At 33.3% G+C, this 26,219-nt stretch carries 30 protein-coding genes; 18 read left to right on the forward strand and 12 right to left on the reverse strand.

Translation table 11 applies throughout. From position 1 onward, the window contains the following. Positions 1–63: 63 nt before the first annotated feature. The 4 genes from purB to ACZZ9T_RS14745 all read right to left on the reverse strand — a co-directional run bounded on the left by purB (position 64) and on the right by ACZZ9T_RS14745 (position 4,079). Positions 64–1,491, reverse strand: coding sequence for an adenylosuccinate lyase (purB, locus tag ACZZ9T_RS14730; RefSeq protein ID WP_463442710.1), 1,428 nt, complete (start codon positions 1,489–1,491; stop codon positions 64–66). 97 nt (positions 1,492–1,588) lie between these two features. Continuing rightward, the gene (locus ACZZ9T_RS14735; protein ID WP_463442711.1) at positions 1,589–2,257 is read right to left on the reverse strand and encodes a copper homeostasis protein CutC; all 669 of its coding nucleotides are present in this window, start codon (positions 2,255–2,257) and stop codon (positions 1,589–1,591) included. 75 nt (positions 2,258–2,332) lie between these two features. Then, on the reverse strand, positions 2,333–3,538 hold the full coding sequence (locus ACZZ9T_RS14740; protein WP_463442712.1) for an MFS transporter: 1,206 nt from the start codon (positions 3,536–3,538) through the stop codon (positions 2,333–2,335). Between the two features lie 115 nt (positions 3,539–3,653). Beyond that, positions 3,654–4,079 (reverse strand): hypothetical protein, encoded by a 426-nt coding sequence (locus ACZZ9T_RS14745; protein WP_463442713.1) that lies wholly within the window; start codon positions 4,077–4,079, stop codon positions 3,654–3,656. A 302-nt stretch (positions 4,080–4,381) separates the two neighbouring features. Between ACZZ9T_RS14745 and ACZZ9T_RS14750 the strand changes: the two genes are divergently transcribed. Further along, positions 4,382–4,669 carry a GNAT family N-acetyltransferase gene (locus ACZZ9T_RS14750; RefSeq protein WP_463442714.1) on the forward strand — a complete coding sequence of 96 codons (288 nt, stop codon included), beginning with the start codon at positions 4,382–4,384 and terminating at the stop codon, positions 4,667–4,669. Here ACZZ9T_RS14750 and ACZZ9T_RS14755 read toward each other — a convergent pair whose 3' ends face one another. Further along, complete coding sequence (locus ACZZ9T_RS14755; RefSeq protein WP_463442715.1) at positions 4,670–5,761, reverse strand: MBL fold metallo-hydrolase; 1,092 nt, start codon at positions 5,759–5,761, stop codon at positions 4,670–4,672. Between the two features lie 202 nt (positions 5,762–5,963). Between ACZZ9T_RS14755 and ACZZ9T_RS14760 the strand changes: the two genes are divergently transcribed. Continuing rightward, positions 5,964–6,524: a YdcF family protein gene (locus ACZZ9T_RS14760; protein WP_463442716.1), complete on the forward strand. Its 561-nt coding sequence runs from the start codon at positions 5,964–5,966 to the stop codon at positions 6,522–6,524. Between the two features lie 60 nt (positions 6,525–6,584). Here ACZZ9T_RS14760 and ACZZ9T_RS14765 read toward each other — a convergent pair whose 3' ends face one another. The 3 genes from ACZZ9T_RS14765 to ACZZ9T_RS14775 all read right to left on the reverse strand — a co-directional run bounded on the left by ACZZ9T_RS14765 (position 6,585) and on the right by ACZZ9T_RS14775 (position 7,701). Next, positions 6,585–6,881: a hypothetical protein gene (locus ACZZ9T_RS14765; RefSeq protein ID WP_463442717.1), complete on the reverse strand. Its 297-nt coding sequence runs from the start codon at positions 6,879–6,881 to the stop codon at positions 6,585–6,587. Between the two features lie 100 nt (positions 6,882–6,981). Then, on the reverse strand, positions 6,982–7,185 hold the full coding sequence (locus tag ACZZ9T_RS14770) for a hypothetical protein (RefSeq protein ID WP_463442718.1): 204 nt from the start codon (positions 7,183–7,185) through the stop codon (positions 6,982–6,984). A 24-nt stretch (positions 7,186–7,209) separates the two neighbouring features. Beyond that, positions 7,210–7,701: an RNA polymerase sigma factor gene (locus ACZZ9T_RS14775; protein WP_463442719.1), complete on the reverse strand. Its 492-nt coding sequence runs from the start codon at positions 7,699–7,701 to the stop codon at positions 7,210–7,212. Between the two features lie 219 nt (positions 7,702–7,920). Here ACZZ9T_RS14775 and ACZZ9T_RS14780 point away from each other — a divergent pair, with 219 nt between their 5' ends. The 3 genes from ACZZ9T_RS14780 (at position 7,921) to ACZZ9T_RS14790 (ending at position 10,909) form a co-directional block, all read left to right on the forward strand. Next, complete coding sequence (locus ACZZ9T_RS14780) at positions 7,921–8,850, forward strand: SIMPL domain-containing protein (protein WP_463442720.1); 930 nt, start codon at positions 7,921–7,923, stop codon at positions 8,848–8,850. A 177-nt stretch (positions 8,851–9,027) separates the two neighbouring features. Further along, positions 9,028–9,702, forward strand: coding sequence for an SIMPL domain-containing protein (locus ACZZ9T_RS14785; protein WP_463442721.1), 675 nt, complete (start codon positions 9,028–9,030; stop codon positions 9,700–9,702). A 13-nt stretch (positions 9,703–9,715) separates the two neighbouring features. Continuing rightward, complete coding sequence (locus ACZZ9T_RS14790; RefSeq protein ID WP_463442722.1) at positions 9,716–10,909, forward strand: vWA domain-containing protein; 1,194 nt, start codon at positions 9,716–9,718, stop codon at positions 10,907–10,909. A 116-nt stretch (positions 10,910–11,025) separates the two neighbouring features. Here the strand turns inward: ACZZ9T_RS14790 and ACZZ9T_RS14795 are convergent, their stop codons facing one another. Continuing rightward, on the reverse strand, positions 11,026–12,231 hold the full coding sequence (locus ACZZ9T_RS14795; protein ID WP_463442723.1) for an NAD(P)/FAD-dependent oxidoreductase: 1,206 nt from the start codon (positions 12,229–12,231) through the stop codon (positions 11,026–11,028). A 111-nt stretch (positions 12,232–12,342) separates the two neighbouring features. Here ACZZ9T_RS14795 and ACZZ9T_RS14800 point away from each other — a divergent pair, with 111 nt between their 5' ends. Beyond that, positions 12,343–12,723, forward strand: coding sequence for a SpoIIAA family protein (locus ACZZ9T_RS14800; RefSeq protein ID WP_463442724.1), 381 nt, complete (start codon positions 12,343–12,345; stop codon positions 12,721–12,723). 117 nt (positions 12,724–12,840) lie between these two features. Here the strand turns inward: ACZZ9T_RS14800 and lipA are convergent, their stop codons facing one another. Beyond that, entirely contained in the window at positions 12,841–13,707 is an 867-nt protein-coding gene (gene lipA / locus ACZZ9T_RS14805; RefSeq protein ID WP_463442725.1) for a lipoyl synthase, read from the reverse strand. Positions 13,708–13,794: 87 nt separating this feature from the next. Further along, positions 13,795–14,685, reverse strand: a complete 891-nt coding sequence (locus ACZZ9T_RS14810) for an SMP-30/gluconolactonase/LRE family protein (RefSeq protein WP_463442726.1) — start codon at positions 14,683–14,685, stop codon at positions 13,795–13,797. An 83-nt stretch (positions 14,686–14,768) separates the two neighbouring features. Between ACZZ9T_RS14810 and ACZZ9T_RS14815 the strand changes: the two genes are divergently transcribed. From ACZZ9T_RS14815 to ACZZ9T_RS14870, 12 genes are all read left to right on the forward strand, one after another. Then, a complete protein-coding gene (locus ACZZ9T_RS14815) occupies positions 14,769–15,113 on the forward strand; it encodes a MerR family transcriptional regulator (protein WP_034757421.1) in 345 nt (114 codons plus the stop codon). Between the two features lie 45 nt (positions 15,114–15,158). Then, positions 15,159–15,293, forward strand: a complete 135-nt coding sequence (locus ACZZ9T_RS14820; RefSeq protein WP_463442727.1) for a hypothetical protein — start codon at positions 15,159–15,161, stop codon at positions 15,291–15,293. A gap of 56 nt (positions 15,294–15,349) precedes the next feature. Continuing rightward, positions 15,350–16,657, forward strand: a complete 1,308-nt coding sequence (locus ACZZ9T_RS14825; RefSeq protein ID WP_463442728.1) for a helix-hairpin-helix domain-containing protein — start codon at positions 15,350–15,352, stop codon at positions 16,655–16,657. A 222-nt stretch (positions 16,658–16,879) separates the two neighbouring features. Next, positions 16,880–18,283: a contractile injection system protein, VgrG/Pvc8 family gene (locus tag ACZZ9T_RS14830; protein WP_463442729.1), complete on the forward strand. Its 1,404-nt coding sequence runs from the start codon at positions 16,880–16,882 to the stop codon at positions 18,281–18,283. Then, a complete protein-coding gene (locus ACZZ9T_RS14835) occupies positions 18,267–18,788 on the forward strand; it encodes a bacteriophage T4 gp5 trimerisation domain-containing protein (RefSeq protein ID WP_463442730.1) in 522 nt (173 codons plus the stop codon). The genes ACZZ9T_RS14830 and ACZZ9T_RS14835 overlap by 17 nt, the downstream gene beginning before the upstream one ends. Before the next feature lies 1 nt (position 18,789). Next, positions 18,790–19,851, forward strand: a complete 1,062-nt coding sequence (locus ACZZ9T_RS14840; RefSeq protein WP_463442731.1) for a hypothetical protein — start codon at positions 18,790–18,792, stop codon at positions 19,849–19,851. Then, entirely contained in the window at positions 19,844–20,824 is a 981-nt protein-coding gene (locus ACZZ9T_RS14845; RefSeq protein ID WP_463442732.1) for a hypothetical protein, read from the forward strand. The genes ACZZ9T_RS14840 and ACZZ9T_RS14845 overlap by 8 nt, the downstream gene beginning before the upstream one ends. After that, positions 20,824–21,447, forward strand: coding sequence for a hypothetical protein (locus tag ACZZ9T_RS14850; protein WP_463442733.1), 624 nt, complete (start codon positions 20,824–20,826; stop codon positions 21,445–21,447). Before ACZZ9T_RS14845 ends, ACZZ9T_RS14850 begins: the two co-directional genes overlap by 1 nt. 107 nt (positions 21,448–21,554) lie before the next feature. Next, the gene (locus tag ACZZ9T_RS14855) at positions 21,555–21,980 is read left to right on the forward strand and encodes a hypothetical protein (protein WP_463442734.1); all 426 of its coding nucleotides are present in this window, start codon (positions 21,555–21,557) and stop codon (positions 21,978–21,980) included. Beyond that, positions 21,977–22,585 carry a hypothetical protein gene (locus tag ACZZ9T_RS14860; RefSeq protein WP_463442735.1) on the forward strand — a complete coding sequence of 203 codons (609 nt, stop codon included), beginning with the start codon at positions 21,977–21,979 and terminating at the stop codon, positions 22,583–22,585. Before ACZZ9T_RS14855 ends, ACZZ9T_RS14860 begins: the two co-directional genes overlap by 4 nt. Positions 22,586–22,679: 94 nt before the next feature. After that, complete coding sequence (locus tag ACZZ9T_RS14865) at positions 22,680–23,105, forward strand: hypothetical protein (RefSeq protein ID WP_463442736.1); 426 nt, start codon at positions 22,680–22,682, stop codon at positions 23,103–23,105. Then, positions 23,102–23,746 carry a hypothetical protein gene (locus ACZZ9T_RS14870; RefSeq protein WP_463442737.1) on the forward strand — a complete coding sequence of 215 codons (645 nt, stop codon included), beginning with the start codon at positions 23,102–23,104 and terminating at the stop codon, positions 23,744–23,746. Before ACZZ9T_RS14865 ends, ACZZ9T_RS14870 begins: the two co-directional genes overlap by 4 nt. 323 nt (positions 23,747–24,069) lie before the next feature. On the opposite strand, the gene ACZZ9T_RS14875 is transcribed toward ACZZ9T_RS14870, so the two are convergent. Beyond that, a complete protein-coding gene (locus ACZZ9T_RS14875) occupies positions 24,070–26,190 on the reverse strand; it encodes a type IA DNA topoisomerase (protein WP_463442738.1) in 2,121 nt (706 codons plus the stop codon). Between the last annotated feature and the right edge of the window lie 29 nt (positions 26,191–26,219).

Here is a 26,219-nt window from a genome sequence, read left to right on the forward strand (position 1 = left end):
CTACGGAATATTATTTGTTTAAAGTTTTCAAATAAAATATGCAGCCCAAAGACTGCATAAAATTTATACTTTAAGATCAGCTTCTAATCCTATCAAATCTTTATTTGCATCCAGAATTGGCTGAACTTCATTGACGATGAATTCCTCCGTTTGAATGGGTGCAAAACCAATAAAGTTTTTAGGATCCAAAACTTCTTTTAATTTTGATTTATCGAGCTTTAAAGAATGATCATTTAAAATTCTTTCAATCAAATCATTTTCTTTACCTTCTTCTTTAACCTGTTTGGAAGCTTCCATCGAGTGAAGTCTGATTACTTCGTGGATTTCCTGACGGTCGCCACCAGCTTTCACTTCTTCCATAATGATGTATTCTGTCGCCATAAAAGGAAGTTCTTCTTCGATATGTTTGTTGATTCTGTTCGGATACACCACGATACCGTTCATGATATTATTCCAAATCAATAGAATTGCATCGACAGCTAAAAATGCCTGTGGAATGGTCAATCTTTTGTTTGCAGAATCGTCCAATGTTCTTTCAAACCATTGTGTAGAAGCAACCATTGCAGAACTTGTCGTCAAAGACATTACGTATTTTGCCAACGCTCCGATTCTTTCGCTTCTCATTGGATTACGCTTGTAAGCCATTGCTGATGAACCGATTTGGTTTTTTTCGAATGGTTCTTCAACTTCTTTAAGATTTTGAAGAAGACGTAAATCGTTTGTAAATTTATGAGCAGATTGAGCGATGTTTCCTAATAAAGCCACCACTTTTGCATCGATTTTTCTATCGTAAGTCTGTCCGGAAACTCCGAAAACTTTTTCGAAACCGAATCTTTTTGATAATTCTTTATCTAAATGTTTAACTTTAGAATAATCTCCGTTGAATAACTCCAAGAAACTTGCAGCCGTTCCTGTAGTTCCTTTAACCCCTCTGAATCTTAATGTTTCTAAGAAGAAATCAAGCTCTTCAATGTCCAAAACCAAACTCTGTAACCAAAGTGTCGCTCTTTTTCCAACGGTCGTTAACTGAGCGGGTTGGAAGTGAGTGAATCCTAAAGTCGGTAAATCTTTATATTGAATAGAAAAATCAGCAAGATTTTTCATTACGTTGACTAATTTTTTCTTTAGAATTAAAAGTCCGTCACGGATTTGAATTAAATCTGTATTGTCTCCTACAAACGCCGAAGTCGCTCCTAAATGGATAATTCCTTTTGCTGAAGGCGCCACATCTCCGTATGTGTGAACGTGAGCCATGACATCGTGGCGAAATTTCTTCTCATACTCTGCTGCCTTATCGTAATCGATGTTTTCGGCATTGGCTTTCAACTCTGCAATCTGCTCGTCTGTGATGTCAAGACCAAGGTCTTTTTCAATTTCAGCCAAAGCGATCCAAAGCTTTCTCCATGTACGGAATTTGTTGTTATGAGAAAAGTTAAATAACATTTCTTCACTGGAATAGCGCTCTTCCAATGGATTTTTGTAGGAATTCATTTCTTTCATATACTTTTTAGATGCACAAAAATACGGATTTTGATTGAGAGAGAAAAATTGTGTGACCGGTTTTAGATTTTACTCAAAATATGACAGTTTACTTCAATTTGGATTTTAATGTTGTTATTTCATCGGCATTTGCGAAAGCACCCCCATCCGTAATCGCAGAAGAATGGAAATATTCTGCTTTGGTAAATTCCCTGAGTTCTTCAACATTTGTGGAACGCAGACCGCCACCTACAAGAATTTCAATTCTTCGGTTTGATAATTCTACCAGTTTTTTTAAATTTTCTTTTCCTTCGGAAACGTTGGGCTTCTGACCGGAAGTCAGAATCGTTTTAAAGCCACATTCAATGACTTTTTCTAAGGTTATTTCTAAATCTTTTGCACGATCGAAAGCTCTGTGAAATGTACACGGATAGGGTTTTGCCAATTCAACCAATTCTTTATTTTGTTGTGCGTTAACCTCATCATTTTCGTTTAAAATTCCAAAAACGAAACCGTCAACTTTTAAAGTTTTTAATTGAATTAAATCTGATTTCATCTGTTCAAATTCTTCATCAGAATATGTAAAATTTCCACCACGAGGACGAATCATTACAAAAATTGGGATATTTATTTTTTCTCTAAGTTCTTTTGTAATGTTAAAATCCGGGGTTGTTCCTCCCTCGCTAAGTCCGTCACACAGTTCTATTCTGTCGGCTCCGTTTTCGAAGGCTATAATGGCAGATTCTTGATTAAAGCAAGCGATTTCTATTTTTGACATTGTAATTCTGATTAAAATTTTTAAGATATGTTTTCTTGGATTTTTTATTTAGTGCAAATTAATAATTCCTAAAAATCATGCGTGTGCTTTTCTTAATTTAGTGATACTTAAAATTATAAGGCCTAAAATTCCCAAAACGAAATATCCTTCCGCCACCTGAAGCTGAATTTCCGGTTTAATGATTGCGACAATTCCGTAGCTGATTGCTGATGTGATGATGAACGCTACTCCACCTGTTAAGCCCCCCGCAACACCTGCAGAATTTGGAAATCTTCCGATGCAGTACGCAAAATAATTATTAAAAATGAAACCTGCCGTCACATGAATAACGAATGCAAATGCAACTAAAGTGTAAATATTATTCAGAAAGAAAGAGCAGAAAATCATCATCACAATTAAAAAGATCTGGATAAAATTAGCATAACGAATTTTGGGTAAAAATGCTTTTTCAATGAGAGCTTTTCCTAAAAAGCCACCGGTCATCCATGCAAAACCAAGAATCAATGAGACGTAACCGGCAACCACCTCAGAATACCCCATTTTATGTTCGATGATGAATGCGCCGCAGAGATTAAAGAAAATCACCATTGCATAACTTACTCCGCACATCAACATTCCGTAGAAAAAATCTTTGGTTCTGAACATCAAATCGTATTCTTTGAGTACTGCATTAAATTGGAAAGGCTTTTTAATTTTTAAGGTTTCACCTGAAAATATTAATTCTAAAATCAATAATATTAAGCTGTAGCCTGCTAAAACATAAAAATTAGATTGCCATCCGAATAATTTCTGAAGATAACCACCAATAAATGGTGCAATGATAGGCCCGACTGACCAAACAATGGTCATGATACTTAAATAGTGTTTTCGTTTTTCACCATCATATACATCAACAAAAAATGCCCGCTTCGAAACGACCGCAAATCCTGATAAGATACCCTGTAAAACACGCATAGCGTAAATCACCATAATATCTTTGGTAAGAGCAGTTATCAGAAAACTCGCCACAAACAACGCTAAAGAAATCGCTGAAACTCTAAACCTCCCGAATGAATCTACAACACTTCCTGCAAAAAACTGGGTAAGGCCATAACTGATTAAAAATATAGAAAGCGTAAGCTGAATGCTGCTTTCCGGCTGATGCAGTTCTGTAGCCATACTTGGCATAGACGGTAAGTAAATATCTGTTGCCAAACCCGACATCGGAATTACGGCAAAAGCCAATATGGTAGCAATGAACTGATTTTTTGACTGAAGAATTTTCATGGTAAGTATGCCCATCTACAGGCTGATTTTATCTTTGCAAAGGTAAAATGATAACTTAATATAAAAAACAAAAAATGACTGAACTTTCGAACAATCATTTCATTTTAATAATATATATACAGATATTAGTTTACTTATTTTTATGGGCCTTACCGTTTGATTTGTAGTTTTTAGACTTTTTCTCCATGTGCTTGTATCTTTTATCGTTGTTTTTGTTACGATTGTAGACTGCTACAGGATTTTTTCCTTTGTAATATTTAGTTTTAAATTTTACATATTTATCACGTCCCATGATTCTTTCCAATTCAGAATAACGATCTATAGTCCATCTGTCAGGATTGTTAGCATATACTCTGTTCCAGCCGTTATAATCATTATATCTGCTATTCAGAGCGTTCAACTGATTGGCTTGTGTCGTTGAAAGTAACAAATCGGAAACTACTGTTTGCCAATTAACATCTGTTACACTTCTTCTATAATCGTTGTAGTAATCTGACTGCGCATATCCCAAACTAAAAGTACTGATGAATAATGCTGTTATTAATATTTTTTTCATTTTTTTCACTTTTAAAGATTTCTTACTTATAGAGTTTCAATATTAATGCCAAATCAAAAACAGATGTTCGCAAAACTTATTAGAGTAATTAAATGTGTGGTAATTTTTTAAAACATTTCATAAAATTTCAGACTTATAGTGTTGATTTTATTATGGATGAACTTCAATATATTTAATCATTGATTTTTCAATTTTTAATAAATATAAATTATATTAAAAACAATATAAACACAATCATCTTATTATTATAATTCGTAATTTTAGAATTAACAATATCATATCTATATAAAAACTCAAAAATTATGGAGAATATAAAATTTGAAATATCACCTTATCAGGACGAACTGCAGATATTATTAGATGATAAAAAAGCGGGTTATATGTCGATTTCTATTGACGGAAGACTCCTTAATGTTTACTACACCAAAATTGATAAAGATTTTGAAGGTCACGGATACGCCAAGCTTTTATTGGATAAATTGGTTAGTTATGCCGAAGAAAAAGATTTAATGATCGATCCGGAATGCGATTTTGTAAGACAGCAACTGGAAAATCATCCTAAACGATATAAAGGAATCTGGCACGATTAACTACTCCCACCAGATTGGAAAATGGTTATTGCTTTTATTTAAATCTAAAATTTCCCCGATTCTTGGTGTGAGAATCTGTAAGTTTTTTTCTTTTCCTAAACTCGTTACTTTTTGAAGTGGCTCATTCCAAGGATGAAGAGCCAAAGCAAATTTCCCGGAGTGAACCGGAATAATATTTTTCGCCTGAATATCTATACTTGCCTGAATAACGTCTTCCGGCAATGCATGAATGTATTTCCAGGCGGGGTTGTATTGTCCGTTTTCCATAATTGCATAGTCGAATGGTCCATATTTTTCACCAATCATTTTAAAATGCGTGTCATAGCCACTATCACCACCAAGAAATATTTTTTTTGTCGTCGTTTCCAGCACATAAGAAGTCCACAATGTATTATTTCTATGGAATTTTCTTCCTGAAAAATGTCTTGCTGGAGTGAAAGTGATTTTAATATCATTTTTAAGCTCAAGTGAAGCACCCCACTCTTCTTCAATCAACTGATTTTCATTGTAGCCCCATCTTTCAAAATGTGCTCCGACTCCCAAAGGCATGATTACTTTTTCAACTTTTGATCTGATTGCTTTGACAGTGGGATAATCTAAATGATCATAATGATCGTGCGTAATCACGAGATAATCAATATGAGGAATATCTTCCGGTTTAAATAAATCTGAACCTGCAAAAGCTTTATTAAAAAACCTGAAGGGCGAGCCGTAACTGCTCAGAACCGGATCTATCAAAAAAGAAACTCCGTCAGATTGTATAAAATAAGAAGAATGTCCCATCCAAATAAATACATCTTCGTTTTTCGGAAGATTTTTTAAATCAGTGTGAATTGCAGGCACCTGGTAATGAGGTTTGAGAAAAGGGTCTTTTTTACCAAAAAGAAAATCAAACATCACTTTGGGCATGCTGTATCCTTCGGCTAATGATGGTGTTAAGCTCAAATTCTGAAACTGTTTGTTTGTATAATGTTCAGACTGAAGCATTCTTTCCAGACGTTTTCCCTTGGGTTCTGCACCGAAAACCTGTTGTGAAGTTATGATGAATGTGAGCACAACAATTAGTGCAATAATGAAGATAAAATAAATCATTTTTTAATAGTATGTAATTTCAAATGTATCAATTTCTGCACGTTTTATGGTGACCAGATTTTAATATGACGATTAGCATTAAACATTACTTTTTTTTAATTAATTATTTTAAAATTTTCAAAAAATAAAATCAATTAATATATAGAATTAGATTGGATAAAAAGTAAATTTCAAAGAAATAAAGTCTGTAAATTGCGGGAAGATGAAAAATTTATTTAAATCTTTAAAAATCATTGTAGCTCTGATCACCTTTTGGTTTTTAGCTCATACAATCTACATCGTCACTGATGGATTGTCTGATAGTGGTGAAAATGCGGACATTGCTGTAATTCTTGGAAGTAAAGTAAATGATGACGGAACGTTGTCTGAAAGGCTTAAACAACGTCTGGAAACCGGAATTGAACTTTACAGAAATCATCGCATCAAAAAAATTCTTGTTAGTGGAGGTTTAGGTAAAGAAGGATTTTTTGAAGGTTCTAAAATGAAGGAATATCTGATCAAAAGTGAAATTCCTGATTCTGTAATTTTAGTTGATAACCATGGAGATAACACCAGATTAACCGTCGAAAATACTTTAAAATTCCAGAAGAAATATAAATTTAAACACATCCTCGTTGTTTCACAATATTTTCATGTGACACGGACAAAAAAACTTTTTAAAGATCAAGGTTTTGAAAATGTGAAAAGTGCAGCTCCGAGATATTTCGAATGGCGGGATTTGTATTCTATCATGAGAGAATTTCCAGCATATTATACACAGTGATTTCGGGAGGTTTCGGCGAGCCTTTGGCTCGCCGAAACCTCCCGAAATCAAACTCAAAATTTATTTTTTAAGCTCAATCAAAAGATTTTCGATCTGCTGAACATATTTTCCATAAAAAATTCTGTACCAGTATTTTCCGAGTAAATAGAGTCCGAAAAGTCCCACTGCAAGCATAGAAACAATCGTTGTTGCTGTTTGCAAATTGCTTAAAGGTTTGCGGTGAGGAATAAATTCTATTACAATAATCAGTTCACACACCAAAAATGGTATGAAAGAGAGTATAAACGAAAGATAATACTGTTTATTCAGATCAAACTGATACATTAAATCCTTCAGAGAATCATACGTTTTCAGCATGGGGCTGCCGATATCTTTGTACAGTTTAAAAAACTTACTAAAGAAAAATGACACGACAATTAGCATTGAAAACAGCAATACGGTCAAATAAAATTTAAATTTAAACGGGGCTTCCGGAACGGAAATCCAGAACAAGAGCGAACCCAAAAATAAGTATTGCTATTGTTGACCAAAATTCCATTCTCATATTTTTTCTGATCTTCTCTAGCGGAAGATTGATTTTATTTTTATGCTCGATGCTGATTTCGGGTGTCTCGTCTGAAACATCGTTATTCCATGTATTTTTGAGATCTTCTATATTCATTGTCTTGATTTTAAAAGTTGGTCATTATTTTGAGTTTAAGATATCTTTCAGTTTGTTTTTGGCGCGGTTCATTTTCACCCGTACATTTCCTTCAGAAATTCCCATTTGATCAGCGATTTCTTTGCCCGAAAAATCTTCCAGATAGTAGAAAATAAAAGCCTTATCAATAGGATTTAATTGATTAATGGCTTTGTACATATCAGAAAGTTTTTCTTCCTTTTCGTGATCGTACTCATCCTGAACAATTTTATAATCTGTAAAATCTTCGTTGTTGATAAAGCTTCTTTTCTTTTCCGATTTTAAGAAAACGATTGCCGTATTCAAAGCGATCCTGTACAGCCAGGTAGAAAATTCACTTTCTCCTCTAAAACCTGAAAAAGCTTTCCAGACCTGATAAGTTATTTCCTGAAAAAGATCGTCGCGGTCGTTTTTATCATCCATATACATTTTAGAAATCTTAAAAATGATTCCTTTATGTTTTTCGATTTTATGTAAAAATTCCTGTTCTGAGGTCATGGTTTCAACTCTATAGAGTTAGTAGTAATCCAGAAAAATTGTTACAGTTAAATTTAAAAATATTGCTGACTATTTTGCTAAATCTATTTAAGCATACTGAAATAGATTGACATTTTTGAAATATTTTTTTCACCAAGTGAAAAATATGATCCACCAAGTAGACTGCAAATCCGGTTCAGGAGAAACTAAGTTTGCCCTATAATTTAAAACTTAATTATCATGAAAAGTATTTCAATTTTAAACAAATCAATGAGTACCGTTTTCTTTTTATTAATTTCATTATTCACTTTCGCCAAAGCTCAAATGTCCGGAAACCGTGCTTACGGAGAACGAAACTCTTATAATGAGATCACCAGCTATTTTCCTGAGTCTAAACATTTTTATGCGACCGATTCTACCTTAACAATTACTGCGAGTGTTTTGCTTAATCAGAAAGCAGATCGGTTTAAAATTACTTTAGGATTAAACGAAGAGGCCGATACTTCAAAAAAAGCAATTGAAAACATCAACTTAAGAATCGGAAATTTTCTTAAAAAACTTATTTCATTAGGAATAAAAAAGGAAGATGTATATGTAGATTTTATATCTCAGACGAAGGTTTATGATTTTAATGTCGAAAATAATCAAAAAATTATGAGTCAGAAAATTAAAGGATTTGAGATTAAGAAAAACATCATAATCAATACGAACAATCATGCGAAAATTGAAAAAATTATTTATGAAGCATCTGATTTTCAAATCTATGATGTTATTAAAATTGATTACTTCAACAACAATATTGAAGACATTCACCAAAATCTCCTTAAAGAAGCTCATGCAATTATCAACAGGAAAAAAGATGATTATTTTGGAAGATTTCATCGTGAACTGATCGGAACTCCAATTGCCAACTCCAATTTTTCTTATGTATTCCCAAATACTCAATATCAGCAATATACAGCTTATGAAAGTTCAGATTTTGACGTTGTACGAGGAAACTACAACAATGATTCTTATATAAAAAAGCTTGAAAGAAAGGGTAAAACTTTTTATTATGAAGGGGTAAAATATTCTGGTTATGACAAGGTTATCAACGATGAAAATCCAGAAATCGGAATTCAGTATATGGTCAATCTGAGCGTAAAATACGACTTTAAGAAAAACAGATAAATCCCACCAAGTGAAAACCACAATTCACCAAGTCTGTCCAATTTCAGTTTTAAATCTGGCTAATTTTACTTTAGAATTTAAAACAGGAATTATGAAATCGCCTTCGTTTGAAAATAAAAATACTCATAAAGAAGAAGCGATAACATATGACAAATAAAGAACAATAAATAATTACATATGAAACTGAAACATCTTTTATTAGTCGGAGTCTTTGCAGCAGGAAGTTTAATGAATGCGCAGGAAGTAAAGAAAAATGCAATTGAAGTAACAGGAGTTGCGGAAATGGAAATAGAACCGGATGAAATCATCTTCAACATCGGAATCAAAGCCGATAACAAAAATCAACTGGCAGAATACGAAAAACTCTTATTTGAAACTCTAAAAAATGATGGCGTAAAAAATGAGGACATCAAATTTCAGTCGATGAATCAGAATTTGTACTCGAAAACTGTCAAATTCACCAAAAGTTTTCAGTTTAAAGCAAGTGCTAAAACCAATGTGAGCAGGCTGTTCGAGGATCTTAATCAAAAATGGGTAAGCAATCTGAATATTGCTGAAATTAAAAATACAAAAATTGCAGATTTCAGAAAAACAGTTAAGATCAATGCTCTGAAAGCAGCCAAAGAAAAAGCAGATTATCTTTTGGAAAGTATCGGTAAAAAAGTTGGAAACCCCATCGAAATTATTGAGATTGAAGATTACATGAGTGATTCTGTTCTTCCGGTTGCCTACAGAAGCAAAGTGGCCAATGTACAGATGGAAGCTGCAGCACAAAGTGCAGATTATTCTTTTGATAACATTGAAAACATCAAGCTGAAATACAGCATTAAAACTAAATACGAAATCCTTTAAAATCTTAAAAATCATGACAACTTTTAAAATCTTAACATTATCAATCGGTGCTGCATCTTTTTTAAATTTCAGCAACCCTTCAGACATCCGTTGCAGCAATAAAATCAACAACAGAGAAGTTGTAGAAAGTAATCTTTCTTCTCCCCCACAAATGATGGTTTCTGAAGACAATAAAATTCAGGTAGCGTTGCTTCTGGATACGTCAAATAGTATGGACGGGTTAATTGATCAGGCAAAATCAAGACTTTGGAATATCGTAAATACTTTAACGACTTTAAAGTATAACGGACAAGCTCCTCAAGTTGAAATTGCGCTTTACGAATACGGAAATGACGGTTTAATAGATGAAAATTTCATCAGACAGGTGACTCCGCTGACGCAGGATTTAGATTTAATTTCTGAAAAACTCTTTTCCCTGCGAACCAACGGCGGAAGCGAATATTGCGGTGCAGTCATACGTGATGCCTCGATGAAACTGAATTGGGATGGAAACGAGAAAAGCATGAAACTGATTTATATTGCAGGCAATGAAGCATTTGACCAAGGAAAAACCAATTATAAAGATGTGATTTCTAAAGCGAAAAGTAAAAACATTTATACAAATACTATTTTCTGCGGAAGCCGTGATGAAGGAATTCAAACCTTCTGGCAAAACGGAGCCAGCCTGGGAAATGGGAAATTCTTTAATATTGATAGTGACCGAAAAGTCATTTATATTGAAACGCCTTATGATGTGAAAATATCTCAATATAATTCTAAACTGAATGATACATATATTTCTTACGGAAATCGCGGTTCTGAAATGAAAAGCAAACAGACTGCACAAGATTCTAATGCAGAAATGCAGTCGGCTTCCAATGCTGTTGAAAGAGCAGTTAGCAAATCAAAGAAAAATGCTTACAAAAATGACCATTGGGATTTGGTGGATAAGGTTGAAAAAGACAAAAGTTACATTTCATCAATCAGAGAAGAGGAATTGCCCTCTGAGCTAAAAGGGAAAAGTAAAGATGAAATTAACAGAATAGTTGCTCAAAAATCTGCAGACCGGGAAAAAATTCAGAAAGAAATTGAAATTCTAGCCAAACAGAGACAAACCTACATTGATGCTGAAATGAAAAAACGTGGGAGTTCTGAAGGTGACGACTTAGGAAAAGCTATTGAAAAATCTATTTTGGAATTGGGTAAGAAAAGCGGTTATAGTTTTTAGCTTGAGTCTTAATGAGTTTGAGTGTTAATATTGTTTATGAGTTTCGTGGGGTTCGGCTTTGCCGAACCCCACGAAACATTTTAGCTCATCATTTAAGGTTGAAATCTACAGTAAAATTATCTTCCAAACTTAAAATATTCAGTGAGTTGATGTTTTTTCTTTTTCATAAAATCAGAGGTCATTTCCATTCCGGTTACAGAAAAAGTAATTCCGTTTCCGCCAAAACCCAGAACGAAATAAGAGTTTTTAAACTGATCATGAGTTCCAATATAGGGAAGTCCGTCTTTGGTTTCTCCAAAAGTTCCTGCCCAAATAAAATCTGTGTAAAAATGATAGTCCGAGTTTATTCTTTTCAGGTTTTTAAGAATCTCTTTTTCTTTTTTGTTGAGTAAAACATCCCGCTTTTCAGGGTCTGAAAAATCTTCATCGCCGCCGCCAATGAGAAGTCGCTGATCATCGGTCATTCTCATATAAATATAGGGATTATCTGTGTTCCAGATGAGCGTATTTTCAATATTTTTAAATTTTCCTTGATCGATCTCAGAGACGATGGCAAATGTACTTTTGAGATCAACAAAATGTTCTTTAATCATTGTTTTACTTTCGTAACCTACACAATAAATGATCTTTTTCGCTTTTATACTATAGCCTTCTTTCGTTAAAGCCAGGTTGTGATCCCGAAGATATTTGACCGATTTCATTTCCGTTTTATCAAAAATTTTCAGTCCTTTTTTTTTATTAAACTTTAATAATTCATGGGCAAACTTAAAGGCATCGATGCTTGCACCTTGCTTAGACAAGATAGCACCATACGTATTTTGAACCGCAAATCTTTCTTCTACCTCTTCCGGGCCAAGCCACGCAACATCAAATCCGGCTTTTTTTCTTGCATCATATTCTTTCTCGAGCCAGATTGCATCTTTCTTTTTTGAAGCAAAATATAAAGATTGTTTTCTTTTAAAACCAGATCTCGCCTTTATCTCTTTCGTAAGTTTTTCAAGATCGTCAATAGATTTTGAGCAGGCTTTATAACTTTCTACCGCACCTTTTTCGCCAATCATTGTAATCAATTCGTAAAGCGGAACATCAATCTCGTATTGTAACATTGATGTAGTTGCCGATGTGCTACCGTTGCAGACTTCACGTTTATCAATTAAAATTGTCCGATATCCGTCTTTTATCATTTGATGAGCAATGAGACTTCCGGTAATTCCTCCGCCGATGATGAGAACATCACATTCTTCATCAGATTTCAGAGAAGGATAAGAAGAAACAAGGCCATTTTTCAAAAGCCAGAAAGGTTCGTTAGATTTCAAGTCCATAGAAATTATTTTTCAATTGATTATCAATAACTGCGCCTTTCATCGCATGACTCTGTAATTATGGTTTAATTATTGATAAATTAATCAACAAACCATTTAAAATTAAAAAATATGATCACAATCATTAATGATGCTCCCGAAAATGTAGCAGCTTTCAATGCTACAGGCGAGGTTACCAAAGAAGATTTCGAAAATTTAGTCATTCCTCATGTTAAAAATAAAGTAGAAGAATTCGGAGAACTAAATTATCTCTTGTATCTGGACACAGATTTAAGCAATTTTACAATGGGTGCATGGTTGCAGGATGTACTTTTAGGAATTAAAAATATCACAAAATGGAATCGTGCAGCGATTGTGACCGATAAAGACGGTGTGCAGAATTTTACGGATATTTTCAGTGTAGTAATGCCCGGAGAGTTCAAATCTTTCCCGAAAGAAAATCTCTACAATGCCTTATATTGGTGTCAAAACGGTAACGAAGTTGAAGAATAAATATTTCTATTTTCTTAAATGTAATATTTGATGCAAAAATCAATTTTATTTAAGTGGAAAACAAGATTCAAACTGAACTAAAAATAAATCGCTCCAAAAATTGAAGCGATTTATTTTTTAATGAATATGTTTTTCTGCGTGATAAGAACTTCTTACAAGAGGCGAACTTTCAACATGTCTAAAGCCTAAGTTTCTGGCAAAATCTCCAAATTCATCAAACTCTTCAGGAGTGATAAATTTTTTAACAGGTAAATGTTTCTTCGTGGGTTGCAGATATTGCCCCATCGTAATAATGTCAACATTTGCATTTCTGATGTCTTCAATCGTCTGAAAAACCTCATCTTTATTTTCACCTAAACCAAGCATCAAACCTGTTTTTGTTCTTCTTTGCCCTGCTTCTTTTAAATATCTCAAAACTTCAAGACTTCTTTCATATTTTGCCTGAATTCTGACTTCTCTGGTCAAACGTTTTACAGTTTCCATATTATGAGAGATTACTTCAGGAGATACATTGACCATTCTGTCGAGATGTTTTGTCAATCCCTGAAAGTCGGGAATCAAGGTTTCCATTGTAGTTCCCGGCGAAATTCTTCGCACTGCATTTACGGTTTCACCCCAAAGAATGGAACCCATGTCTTTTAAATCGTCACGGTCAACCGAAGTCAGAACTGCGTGCTTGATTTTCATTAATTTAATAGAACGTGCAACCTTTTCCGGTTCATCCCAATTTACATCCATTGGTTTTCCGGTTTTTACACCACAAAAACCGCAGCTTCTGGTACAGATATTTCCCAAAATCATGAAGGTTGCCGTGCCTTCTCCCCAACATTCACCCATATTCGGGCAACTTCCGCTTTGGCAGATTGTGTTTAGTTTATATTTATCAACCAAAGTTCTGAGTTCTCTGTAATTTTTTCCTGTTGGAAGTTTTACACGAATCCATTTTGGCTTTTGAACGGTAGTTTCCTGAACTAAATTCTCCATTTATCTCTAAAATTGACTTCAAAGTTAAGGAATTTTTTATCGAAACAATCAAAGACAGGCATTGATGGAAATGATAATTAAACTCGATTATCTTAATCCTGTAGTCTTTGTGGGCAAAATGTAAACAGATTTTGAGGCAGTAATAAATAATACATTATTTTTTTCTCCTCCAAAAGTCACATTTCCAGTCCAGTCTTCCGGAATTTTAAGGTGATTAATTTTTTCTCCATTTTTGTTAAAAACCGTCACTCCATCTCCGGTAAGATAAAGGTTTTGATCTTTGTCAAGGGTCATTCCGTCTGAACCTAATTCACAAAAAAGTTTCTTTTCGGAAAGTTTTCCGTCTCCTAAAATATCGTAGACATACGTTTTTCCGGCATCAATATCAGAAACGTAAAGCTTTTTTAAATCAATGCTTCCAATAATTCCGTTGGGTTGGGTGAAGGTTTCCAATTTCGAAATTTTGCCATCTTTATGTCTGTAATACAAATTTTTCTCAGGAATTTCTATTTTGAAATTTTCCCAGTAATCTCTTTTGTATAAAGGATCTGTAAAGTAAATCCCACCATTTCCATCGAGCCAGAGATCGTTGGGACCATTGAGTCTTTTTCCTTCAAAACCTCTTGACAAAACCTCGACTGATCTGTCTTTGCTAATCTTCCAGATTTCACCCTCATTATCTGAACAGGTAATCAGGTGATCATTTTTGTCAAAATAAGTTCCGTTGGCTCTTCCTGTTTTATCCAAAAAAAGTTCTACTTTATTAGTTTTCCAGTTCCAGATATAAATTTTATCATTAGGCTGATCGGTAAAGTAAACATTCCCTTCTTTATCGGTTGCAGGACCTTCTGTAAATGTGAATTGATCTGAAACTAATTGAGGTTTGGTATTTTCAAACATAACATTGTAATTTGATGATTTGCAACTGAGAAATGCCAAAACCAAACCAACAAGACCCGCATTTAATATCTTTTTCATTCTTTTAAATTTCAAGCTGACAATTTACGATTTGGGAAGTAGTTTAAAAAATAATTATCTTTGAATTTTCAGGATCAGCTACAATGAAGACAAATTTACCCGACAAACTGTATTATTCGATAGGAGAAGTTGCCAAAGCTTTCGACGTAAATGCTTCATTGATAAGATATTGGGAACAAGAATTTCCGATCATCAAACCTAAAAAAAACAAAAAAGGCAATCGCTACTTCACACCGGAAGACATCAAAAACCTGAAAATCATTTATCATCTGGTAAAAGAAAAAGGATATACGCTTGACGGAGCCAGAATTGCGCTCACCACCAACTCTAAAATTTCTGAAACGGTAACTCTAATTGACCGACTGGAGTTTGTAAAAGCAGAACTGCTTAAACTGAAGGATTCTCTGGTTGAAAAAGACTCTGAATAAAATCCAATTTAAATGATAAAAATCGAACGGAAATACCTTCTTATCATGATTGGCATTACAGTAACACTCCTGATTATGGGTGTTATTTTTGAAGCCAATACTATTGTAATGAGTGCTTTGATTGGATTATCCGCAGGTTCTTTTGTACAGCTCTTCATTCATCATAATAGAAAAAACTAGAATTATTTTTTTACTTTAATCATTTTATAATTAAATTTTATTTTTAATTTTACTAAATGATGAAAAAAAATTATTACCAAAAGATGGCATTTCTTGGAATGCTTTTGCTGACGCTTCTTGCATTTCAAAAATATACAGACAAAACTGATGAATCTTTTCCTGAAGTCACTTTTATTTCTGAAAACTTACCGATAGAATCTCTTTCCGAATTTGACCCTAACGATTTAGACGAAAATCAATGGCAAAAGCTCGGATTCTCTGAAAAACAAACTTCAACCATCTTAAAATACAAGAAAATAGTTGGTGGGAAATTTCTTTCTAAAGAACAAATCAAAAAATGTTATGCAATTTCAGAAGAAAAATTTCTGCAGCTTGAAACCTTTATTTTACTCCCGGAAACCAACTTTGAGGCTAAAGAAAATTTTAATTTTAAAAGTTATGACAAGAAATCTCTGAATGTTTCAAAGAAATTTAATCCGGATCAATTGTCACAAAAAGATTGGGAAAACATGGGTTTTTCCGGAAAACAGGCTGCCGCAATTCTGAAATATAAAAATTATCTCGGTGGAAGTTTTGTAAGCAAAGAAAAATTCAAAGAATGCTTTATCATTAATGAAGAAAATTATGCGAAACTCGAACCTTATTTAATTCTTCCTTCAAAAACTCCTTCAGATTTTAATGCTTATGCAGGGAAATCCAATTCGTTTAAAACTAAAACTCCGCAAACTACCTTTGATCCAAACATTTTGGATGTGAAAGGTTGGATGGCTTTAGGATTTTCAGAAAAACAGGCAAATGTGATTGTTAATTATCGTGACAGAAACCTGAAAGGAAGTTTTAAAAATTTAGAAGATCTAAAAAACTGTTTTGTAATTTCAGCAGAAAAGTTTGAGGAACTAAAGCCGTTTATCAGATTGAATGCTTCTACAATGGCGAAAAAAACCGAGGATAAAAAATCGGAATTCACACAGGAAAAAACCGATTTTTCAAAAATTGATATGAACTCCATCACTTTTAAACAGCTTTTGGAGTTTGGTCTGGATGAAAAAAGCGCAGGTTCGATGATTGGTTTCAGAAAAAAACTGGGCGGGTTTATGACAAAAGAACAAATATTAGAAACTTATAACATTGATAAAGAATTAGTTCAGAAACTGTTGAGTATTTCTCCACTAGACAATTCTAAAATTCAGCGGTACACTTTGGTTGATGCTCCTGAAGAGTGGCTGAAAAACCATCCTTATTTCAAATATTCTGCTGATAAAATTATTTTTTACAGACTTAGTAATCCTGATGACAAAAAAATCTGGAAATTTATAAAAACCAAGCCTGAATATGAAGCGAGAATGAGACTGTATTTGAAGTAGTGTTGGTTGTTGGTTGTTGGTTGTTGGTAAAAGTACTCTTTATCATACAGTCGCCAATTAGGGGGGAAGTGAAATGGCTCCTTCAATACTACTATCAGTGGTGTCAGAAGTCTTTATAATTTTGAGATTTCTTAATGACAACAAATGTTTCAGAAATTACTCTAATAAAACTACATCGAATAAAATAATTAATTATATTTGACACAACAAAAAACACATTTTATGGAAAGCGAAAACCTCGACCCCTCTATATTCGGCACTTGCCGTTCTTTTCAAGACTGGCTTCACGACAAAACCAACTCCATGGTTTATTGTCTTTTGACCATAGACGGAAAAGAATTTCTGAGAAAAAACAGCTATGAAGTAGAACTTCACCAGAAAACCAATGACCACGATACCTTTACCATTACCGTTCCGGATGATGCTTTAGACACATTCAAAGGGTATGTGATGGAAAATTCCAGAAAACTACTCGGAAAAGAAATAGGAATTACCTATTGGCGTTTTGGCGAATCCCGGTATTATTTTAGAGGCATCGTCGGGAAAATCCGCAACAAAAAAGACGAAGGCGGCGGTTACGGAGATTTGCACATTACAGGATTTGCACCAGACATTTTGTTAGAAAGCGGTAAGGATTGCCAAAGCTTTGAAGACAAAACACTGGAACAGATCATCAAGCAAATTAACGAAGAATATCCAGAGGAAGCACAGGTAGAGATTTCTTCAAATCACCTGAATGCTTACAACAAAAAATCCCTTCCCTACACCGTTCAATATAAAGAATCTGATTATCAGTTTATCCGGAGACTCGCCATTCGTCACGGTGAATATTTATATTACAACGGTGAAAAACTGGTTTTTGGAGGTCAGGTACAGCCTGTTTTGAAGCTTAGGGAAAATATGGACCTGATCGATGTTGAATTTGAGATGCGGATGCAGGCACAGGAATTTACCTTCACTTGTTATGACTCGCAGAGCGGAGCCAAAATAGAAAAACACAGCAATGGTGTACAAAGCGAGTTCAAAGAAAGTCCTTTTCAGGCAATTGCGGTCATTGCTTCGAAAACCATTTTTAATAAAAAACCAAAAATGCACTTCAATCATACCGGAATCCAAAAAGGGTCAGAAGGGCAATTGGCAGAAGCCGTTCGGCTGGAAAAAGAAAAGCGGGAGAATTTGATGCAGATAAAAGGCAGAAGTAAAACTCCCGAACTGAAAATAGGCGGGAGAGCCCAGCTTTCGGACATCAACGGTAAAGCAATGGAAACCTACCGGATTATAGAAATCAAGCACGTTTATGAGCCGGGTGATTATTACAACGAGTTCATCGGAATCCCCGATTTATTCAATGCCTCCCCTTACATCGATACCGAAGCCGTACCGAAAGGCGAAGAGCAGCCTGCAAGAGTGATGGACAACAACGACCCGATGGGAATGGGGAGAGTGCGGGTACAATTCCCGTGGCAGGAAGATAAAGGACAGAAAACACCGTGGATCAGACTGATACAACCCCATTCAGGATCAGGCAAAGGTTTCCATTTTATCCCGGAGATCGGTGAGGAAGTTCTGGTAAGCCACGAATCCCAGAAATGCGGAGAAACCTTTTGTGATGGGAACGCATTATAACGGGAGTGAAACAAGTTCATATCACACAAGCGGAAATGATAAGAAAGTAATCCACACACGAAGCGGAACCAAGATCATTCTGAATGATGCGGAAGGTTCTGTTTTTATAGAAGATCCTAGTGGAAATACGTATCTAATGGATGGACAGGGAAATATTAATGTGAATGCGCCGAATGATATGACTTTTACGGCGGGAAAAAATATGAACATTAATGTGGGGCAGAATATGACGACAACGGTGGGAATGAATAAATCCGACAGCATTGGTATGAATAATACTCAAACTGTTGGAATGATGAAAATGACCTCTGTTGTTGGTGATGCGAGTATGTTTATTACTGGAAAACTAACAGAAATAATTGAGGGTGATGCTGTATCTGAATCTAAAAAAGACAGAAAAGAATACAGCGGTCAGGATATGGAAATGCAGTCTGCAGGGAACATGAAAAAACACTCCCAAAAGACAGTTTACAACAATGGTTCGGAGAAATCTAATTCGCATTAGAATGAGCAGAACGAGAATTGTAAAAGGAAAGTATACCAAGATCACAGGAGGTGAGCACCGTATGTTTTCTGAGGGGAATATTATTTCTTCTTCAGGGGAAAAATATTTTGAGAAAGGTGAAGGTGGCGGTGTGGTTTTCGAAGATCCTCAAACCTATGAACCCTGGAAATCACTACCCAGACATGATTGGTATCATTGTGTTTTTGGGCATACGACCAATAAAAAAATACCAATTACTGATCTAGGTATTAATATGGAAGTAAAAATGTGTCTTACAGGAATCACTTCGATCATTCGTTTTGAAGCATATGATTTAAACTCTAAAAATGTTTATAAATTTCATAATTGGGTTTATATACTCAATATTTATATGAATAATCGAGGCGAATTAGTGGAAGGTGGAATGGATGTGATTACTTACAAAGCTGATCGACAGGTGGGTTCTACCGAAAGAAATATAGAAAAGCCTAAAAATAGTGATACAGCCATTTTCCACAGGACACAATATCAATTAAAATCTAAAGGGAAAGATCTTCATGATGAAGTTTTTTTGGATAAAAAGCTGATCTTTTCTAACGGAATGGAGAGAGCAATCAACTTCGATACAAAAACTAAAGAATCTTATATGTTTTATGATGTCTTTGGAGATTTCCTGAAAGAAGCCAGCCGTTTTAATCGCAGAGCCGATATATCCTATGTGTTTGCAGGAACTGAAAGTGCAGAAAGTTTTTTAAGTACAATAAATGAAACAGCTGATAAGATTGCCTTAGCAACAGATGCTAAGTTTTTGGAATCAGCTTTTGAAAAGTATAAAGGCGCATCGGTTTTTAAAGAGATATTTGGACTTTTAAGCTTTATTACTGGTACAAAAGATGATATGGAGGTTTTAGCGGATAGAATACAAAACGTACGCGGCCCCATACAGCTTACAGAAACTCAATGTGCAAGAAATAATGGTGATGATAAATTTACTGACCCTAAAAATTATCTTGTAACCAATGAATTTGAATTATTAGGTGAAGCATTACAAAAAACCAAAAAGAAAATGAAAAAAGATGAGTAAAATATATTTACCTGAAAAATTGGTTTTAGGACAGGAAGAAAAAGACCTCTATCCTTATCATAGAAGGGTCAGTACCTCTTTTTGCGTAGCTTTTACATTGAATAAATCTACCCAAATGTTTACAGGAAATAGGTATACTGATAGTTTGGATGCTTGTCTTACGGCAGTGAGTTGGGTGGAGGATCACTATTGTGAATTAAATATTGAAGGTTATGGAATAAATAAACCTAAGCACGAGCGGATAATAAAAACCTGTACAATTTATTTGGATAAGGGTGGATACATCGTTTCTGGACATTATCAAGAATTAAAATATTATGCTGAGAAAGTTTTAAGAACTCCAACTGCTGCTTCTGATGACACCATTGATAAAATCATTAAGATATATCATAAGTTTAATCGAAAGTTCATTAATGGTTCGAAGGAAAATCTACTACATAAAGAAATATTTATTGATCAAATTTTTAAAATCCAAGATTTTCCTGAATTAAATATCAATATAAATTCAGATTTTTATAAGCTTTTGCAAATCGTTTCTATTTACAATCGTAGTATGGATATGTCTTTTGTATATTCTATTGCACAAGGAAAAAAAGTTCAATTAGATAATTTCAAAAAAATTGTTGGGATAGTTTCTATCCCTATAACGATTGAAGCTTATGCATGGGTCAAAGCATTACAAGAAGGTATATCTTTAATCAATTATCTTTGTACAACGGATGATGTCATTAAGCTTTCAGATAAGTTATTTGAGTTTAGGGGACCTATTGTAATTTCAGAGGTTTTTGATTCGACATATATTAATACAATTGGTAGCACTTCAGAACAATGGAATAAGCCCCGACATGATGCTTACTATAATTCTTCAAGTATTATGACAAAAAACTCTGCCATAAAAAGATTTCTAGAAGTTAAAACAACTGTAGGAAGTCAAATAAAAAATATTAAAGAGCCAATTACAACAATATCTTAATGAAAAATTTAATCTATACTTTTATTTTTTTATTATTCATTCAATCATGTGAATCAAAAAAAAATATATTATTAAATGAGGAAATTATTGCTCCAAAGAATTTTGAAAAGAGCAACTATTACAGATACTCATTTAAGTATAATATTCTTTATAATAAAGATTCTATTTCACCCATTATTTATTCAAATGTTAAACCATTAGATTCTAATAATAATATTCCAGAAAAAATATATGCTTTTGATGAAAAGATGTGGAACAAGTCAATTCATTATTTTGATTCTTCATTGAAGAAAAAAAGTGTCACTTATATTTTAACTGGTGAGAAAAAAATTTTGAGAGATTTTTATCAGGCATACAATGGAAAGGATTATTATAAATATGCTATTAATAAGCCTAGAAATAAAGGAGATATGATTAAATTTTTAGACAATAATAAATTAAAATATAGAATTTTAAAATTTTATAAATCAGAAAATGCTGATGTCTTAGATATTTTAATAAATAATCAGCAGTATAAAATTATTTTAGATTCTACATTTTGCAAAAGCTATTTATTTTATAATAGAGTTGACACTGTAAATTTTGCTAATTTATCTAATATTTCTTCTATTATCTATAAATAGTATTTTTATCTATAAAGTCTTTTGTTTATGAAATTTCTAAAATTTACATTAATACACAATTCGATTTTTACAAACTTTTGCAAACCGTGTCTATCTACAATCGAAGTATGGAAATGTCATTTGTATATTCTATTGCACAAGGAAAAAAAGTTCAGTTAGATAATTTCAAAAAAATTGTAGGTATAGTCTCTATACCAATAACAATAGAAGCGTACGCATGGATAAAAGCTTTACAAGAAGGTGTATCCTTAATCAACTATCTTTGTACAGCAGATGATGTGATGAAACTATCAGATAGATTATTTGAATTTAGAGGGCCTTTTGTTGTTTCTGATGTTTACGTTGATTTATATTATAATAAAAGTAATGAATATTTTGAGTTTAAAGGCAGACCTATTAAAGAAAATTCTGGTATAGATTTAAGATTAGAAGATGCAAAAAAGATCGAAGCATTAGAAAAATTTTTAGAAATCAGAACAGATTTAGGAATTCAAATTGAAAATACTAAAGAACCAATTAATGAAATAATATGAAATTAAAAATTTTTATTTTTCAATCAATATTTTTTTTGATTTTATCATGTAAAATCAAAAAAAATATTGAACAAGATGAAATCGTAGAGCTGACAACTTTTTTTAAGGAAAATTATTATAAATATAATGATAGGTTTCAAGGTAGTAATAGTACTAATATAATTCTTTATTCTAATGTACGTCCCCTAAAAGAAAATGAAAAAATTCCAGAAAAGATATATGAATTTTTTTTTAAGAAAACATATGCTGAATCTCTTAAATACTTTCAAAATGATTTAAAAGGTAAGAGTATTTCATATTTGGAAAAAAAAGACAAAATAGTGTTTCGTCATTTTTTTCAGGATTATAAAGATATTATACAAAATGGTACTCATTTTAGAAGTAAAACAGATGTACTAAATTATTTAAATAAAAATAAGATCAAATATATTTTAATTAAGTCCTATAAAAAATCGGGAGCAGATATTTTAGACTTAAATATAAATAATCATTTTTCAAGAATTGTTACAACATCTAATTTTTGTGAAAGTTATTCCTGTTATGATTTGAAAGATTCTATCAATATTGAAAATTATAGAACAATTGTAGCAAATTTTTACAGATAATATATTTAATATTCAAAATTTTCCAAAGCTCGAAATAAATACTCAAAGTGAATTTTATAAACTTTTACCAACCGTGTCTATCTACAATCGCAGTATGGAAATGTCATTTGTATATTCTATTGCACAAGGAAAAAAAGTTCAGTTAGATAATTTTAAAAAAATTGTGGGAGTTGTTTCTATTCCAATTAGTATTGAAGCCTACCCTTGGGTGAAAACATTACAAGAAGGTATATCTTTAATCAATTATTTATGCACTACTGATGATGTTATGAAACTTTCTGATAATTTGTTTGAGTTTAGAGGGCCTGTTGTGATTTCAGATGTATGTGATGATTTATATATTAATGACAGCAATGAATACTATCAATTTAATGGTAGACCGAAGAAAATAAATGCAGGTGCGGATCTTCGGAGTGATGATTTAAAAAAGATCCGAGCTTTAAATAATTTTTTAGAAATTAAAACTGAATTGGGACAACAAATAAGAAATCTAAAAGAACCTATAACAGAAATAAAATGAATTTAAATAAAATTTATCCACTAATATTCTTCTTATTTATTTCATGTAAAACTAATACTAATATTGAAAGGCTGGACTTTATTAGTATAGATGACAATAAAAAAATAGAAACACTATTTAAATTTACTTATCCGATAAATAGACCATATTTTACAGAAATTAATAATCAAATTAAAATAGACTCATTTAAACCTGTCATATTTACTTACATAAAACCTCTCACAGAAAATAGAAATTATCCACAGAGAGTTTTTGGAGTACATAATCGAATCGAGGAATCATCTATTGAATATTTTCGAAATGAATTACATGGAAAAAATATTTCTTATTTGAAAAGAGATAATGAAATTGTCTTTAGGTATTATTATCAAGATTATAAATATGCAAAAAACAAACAAACTATTAATTCTCCAAAAAATAAAGGAGATATAATAAAATTTTTAAATGAAAATAAAATAAAATATAATCTCTTAAAAGAGAGTAAAGTAAATAATGGAGATATGATGAATTTAGAAATTAATAAACAATTTTTGCAAATTATTGTCACTCCTAGCTTTTGCGAAAGTTATACTTGCTATGATTTAAAGGATTCAATAAACGTTGAAAAATATGGTCTTATTGTTGAAAATTTCTTTAGATGACTGTAAAAATATCATATCTTTTAAGCTTTATTTTATTAATTACATCTAGAAGCAAGCAAAATCTTAAGTGAAAAATTTATTAAAATAGAACCTATTTCAAAAAAAAAGATAAGTTTTTATCTATAATCCTAGTATAGAAATGTTAATTTATATATTCTATTGCACAAGGAAAAAAAGTTCAGTTAGATAATTTTAAAAAAATTGTGGGAATTGTTTCTATTCCAATTAGTATTGAAGCCTACCCTTGGGTAAAAGCTTTACAAGAAGGGATTTCTTTAATCAATTATCTTTGTACAGCTGTTGGTTGTTGTCAAAAGTACTCTTTATAACAATACAGTCGCAAATTCTGGTGAAAGCGAAATCACTCCTTCAGTAATACTTTCCGGGTGTGTAGTAAAGCCCTTTAGCTTTGAAGTTTTTCCTTTTAAAACTAAATCTAAAAGTTGTTTTTCTGATAGTTTTTTACCAAATATTTCAAACGGAATTTTGAAACCGCAGTTTTTGTAATCTGAACATCCAATTGCGGTTTTTCCTTTGACTAATTGATGCGTTTTGCACTTCGGACACTGAGTTTCCTCCCAGGTCTGCAATTCTTTTTTAACGCCAGGTTCTCTTTTTTTCTTTTCAATGATTTCCGGCTCTTCGTAAAGAGTGAAAACTTTTGCTTTACCCGAAATAACTTTTTTGGTCAATTCTGTAACCATCTCTATAAGTTCTTCTTTGAACTGATTGGCTTCATATTCCCCACTTTCAATTTTGCGTAGCTTTAATTCCCATTCACCTGTTAATTCAGGACTTTTCAGGACTTCATCTTCAATCGTATCAATCAGCTGCATTCCGGTTGGTGTAGCAACCAGATTTTTCTTCTTTCTTTCAATATATTTTCTTTTGAAAAGTGTTTCGATAATATTCGCTCGTGTTGAAGGTCTTCCGATTCCGTTATTCTTCAGCATTTCACGAAGTTCTTCATCATCGACCTGTTTTCCTGCGGTTTCCATGGCACGAAGTAAAGTTGCTTCGGTGTAAGGTTTTGGCGGTGTCGTTTTTCCCTGATGAATCATCGGTTCGTGAGGTCCGGTTTCGCCTACTTTAAATTCAGGAATCGTCTGTTCCTCGTCCTTATCTTTTTCTTTATCCGTCGGTTCTTCTTTTGTATCTTTTGCATAAACAACTCTCCAACCCGGTTCGAGAATCTGTCTTCCGCTTGTTTTAAACGGAATCGTTCCTACCTGAGCTTCTACCAATGTATTTGAAATTTTACATTCCGGATAAAAAACTGCAATAAAACGCTTGGCAATCAAATCATAAATCAGTTTTTCTTCTCTGACAAGACTTTGTGTGGGCGGAATTTCAGTCGGAATAATCGCATGGTGATCAGTCACTTTCGCATCATCAAAAACTGCTTTAGACTTTGGAATTGGCTGTTCCAGCAAAGGCGAAATCAACTGTTTGTAAATAACCATACTTTGCAAAATTCCTCCGATTTTCGGGTACAGACTTTCAGATAAATAGGTGGTATCAACACGCGGATAAGTGACGTGCTTTTTCTCATACAGGTTCTGAATATATTTTAAGGTATGGTCTGCAGAATATCCGAACTTTTTATTGGCTTCCACCTGAAGTCCGGTCAGATCAAACAATCGGGGATTTTTCTCCTTGCCTTCTTTAATTTCAAATGAAAGAATTTCAAAGGGATTGACTTTTAAATATTCCAAACCTTTTTCGGCACGTTCAAATGTTTTTAAACGGTCAATGGCTGCGTTGAAAATAACGTCACGGTATTTGGTTTTCAGTTCCCAATATTCCTCAGTTGAGAATGCATCAATTTCTTTCTGACGCTGAACGAGCATCGCTAAAGTGGGAGTCTGTACTCTTCCGATGGAAAGTACAGCTTTATTTCCGCCAAATTTTTTGGTAAAAAGTCGGGTTGCATTAATTCCCAGCAACCAGTCTCCTATTGCTCTTGCATTTCCTGCTAAATAAAGATTTTTGTAATCTTCGGCAGGTTTTAATTTTTCAAAACCTTCTTTAATGGCTTCTTCTGTAAGAGATGAGATCCACAAACGCTGCACCGGTTTGTCGCATTTAGCTTTCTGCAAAACCCAACGCTGAATGAGTTCTCCTTCCTGTCCGGCATCCCCGCAATTGATTACTTCATCGCATTCTGCAACCAGTCTTTCAATCACTTTAAACTGATTTTCAACCCCTTTATTTGGAATTAATTTGATTCCGAAATTTTTTGGGATAATAGGCAGTAAAAATAGGTTCCAGGATTTGTATTGCGGCCCGTAATCGTGTGGTTCTTTGAGGGTACAAAGATGTCCGAACGTCCATGTCACGCAGTAACCGTTTCCTTCCATATAACCTTGTTTTGGCATGGTTGCGCCCAATACTTTGGCAATATCTCTGGCAACACTTGGTTTTTCGGCAATACAAAGTTTCATGAATAATCGGGTTATTGAAAGGGGTGCAA

This window comes from Chryseobacterium sp. AC417 (genome assembly GCF_979258215.1).

Bases quoted from the DNA above. Each gene is read 5' to 3' on its own strand.
- ACZZ9T_RS14765 (WP_463442717.1), bottom strand. From the start codon at position 6,881: ATGCTGAAAACGTATGATTCTCTGAAGGATTTAATGTATCAGTTTGAT.
- ACZZ9T_RS14790 (WP_463442722.1), top strand. From the start codon at position 9,716: ATGACAACTTTTAAAATCTTAACATTATCAATCGGTGCTGCATCTTTT.
- lipA (WP_463442725.1), bottom strand. From the start codon at position 13,707: ATGGAGAATTTAGTTCAGGAAACTACCGTTCAAAAGCCAAAATGGATT.
- ACZZ9T_RS14800 (WP_463442724.1), top strand. From the start codon at position 12,343: ATGATCACAATCATTAATGATGCTCCCGAAAATGTAGCAGCTTTCAAT.
- ACZZ9T_RS14845 (WP_463442732.1), top strand. From the start codon at position 19,844: ATGAGTAAAATATATTTACCTGAAAAATTGGTTTTAGGACAGGAAGAA.
- ACZZ9T_RS14760 (WP_463442716.1), top strand. From the start codon at position 5,964: ATGAAAAATTTATTTAAATCTTTAAAAATCATTGTAGCTCTGATCACC.
- ACZZ9T_RS14860 (WP_463442735.1), top strand. From the start codon at position 21,977: ATGAAATTAAAAATTTTTATTTTTCAATCAATATTTTTTTTGATTTTA.
- ACZZ9T_RS14835 (WP_463442730.1), top strand. From the start codon at position 18,267: ATGGGAACGCATTATAACGGGAGTGAAACAAGTTCATATCACACAAGC.
- ACZZ9T_RS14795 (WP_463442723.1), bottom strand. From the start codon at position 12,231: ATGGACTTGAAATCTAACGAACCTTTCTGGCTTTTGAAAAATGGCCTT.
- ACZZ9T_RS14735 (WP_463442711.1), bottom strand. From the start codon at position 2,257: ATGTCAAAAATAGAAATCGCTTGCTTTAATCAAGAATCTGCCATTATA.
- ACZZ9T_RS14815 (WP_034757421.1), top strand. From the start codon at position 14,769: ATGAAGACAAATTTACCCGACAAACTGTATTATTCGATAGGAGAAGTT.
- ACZZ9T_RS14785 (WP_463442721.1), top strand. From the start codon at position 9,028: ATGAAACTGAAACATCTTTTATTAGTCGGAGTCTTTGCAGCAGGAAGT.
- ACZZ9T_RS14840 (WP_463442731.1), top strand. From the start codon at position 18,790: ATGAGCAGAACGAGAATTGTAAAAGGAAAGTATACCAAGATCACAGGA.
- ACZZ9T_RS14870 (WP_463442737.1), top strand. From the start codon at position 23,102: ATGAATTTAAATAAAATTTATCCACTAATATTCTTCTTATTTATTTCA.
- ACZZ9T_RS14865 (WP_463442736.1), top strand. From the start codon at position 22,680: ATGGAAATGTCATTTGTATATTCTATTGCACAAGGAAAAAAAGTTCAG.
- ACZZ9T_RS14740 (WP_463442712.1), bottom strand. From the start codon at position 3,538: ATGGGCATACTTACCATGAAAATTCTTCAGTCAAAAAATCAGTTCATT.
- ACZZ9T_RS14775 (WP_463442719.1), bottom strand. From the start codon at position 7,701: ATGACCTCAGAACAGGAATTTTTACATAAAATCGAAAAACATAAAGGA.
- ACZZ9T_RS14810 (WP_463442726.1), bottom strand. From the start codon at position 14,685: ATGAAAAAGATATTAAATGCGGGTCTTGTTGGTTTGGTTTTGGCATTT.
- ACZZ9T_RS14820 (WP_463442727.1), top strand. From the start codon at position 15,159: ATGATTGGCATTACAGTAACACTCCTGATTATGGGTGTTATTTTTGAA.
- ACZZ9T_RS14850 (WP_463442733.1), top strand. From the start codon at position 20,824: ATGAAAAATTTAATCTATACTTTTATTTTTTTATTATTCATTCAATCA.
- ACZZ9T_RS14825 (WP_463442728.1), top strand. From the start codon at position 15,350: ATGATGAAAAAAAATTATTACCAAAAGATGGCATTTCTTGGAATGCTT.
- ACZZ9T_RS14750 (WP_463442714.1), top strand. From the start codon at position 4,382: ATGGAGAATATAAAATTTGAAATATCACCTTATCAGGACGAACTGCAG.
- ACZZ9T_RS14770 (WP_463442718.1), bottom strand. From the start codon at position 7,185: ATGAATATAGAAGATCTCAAAAATACATGGAATAACGATGTTTCAGAC.
- ACZZ9T_RS14875 (WP_463442738.1), bottom strand. From the start codon at position 26,190: ATGAAACTTTGTATTGCCGAAAAACCAAGTGTTGCCAGAGATATTGCC.
- ACZZ9T_RS14755 (WP_463442715.1), bottom strand. From the start codon at position 5,761: ATGATTTATTTTATCTTCATTATTGCACTAATTGTTGTGCTCACATTC.
- ACZZ9T_RS14745 (WP_463442713.1), bottom strand. From the start codon at position 4,079: ATGAAAAAAATATTAATAACAGCATTATTCATCAGTACTTTTAGTTTG.
- ACZZ9T_RS14830 (WP_463442729.1), top strand. From the start codon at position 16,880: ATGGAAAGCGAAAACCTCGACCCCTCTATATTCGGCACTTGCCGTTCT.
- ACZZ9T_RS14780 (WP_463442720.1), top strand. From the start codon at position 7,921: ATGAAAAGTATTTCAATTTTAAACAAATCAATGAGTACCGTTTTCTTT.
- ACZZ9T_RS14855 (WP_463442734.1), top strand. From the start codon at position 21,555: ATGGAAATGTCATTTGTATATTCTATTGCACAAGGAAAAAAAGTTCAG.
- purB (WP_463442710.1), bottom strand. From the start codon at position 1,491: ATGAATTCCTACAAAAATCCATTGGAAGAGCGCTATTCCAGTGAAGAA.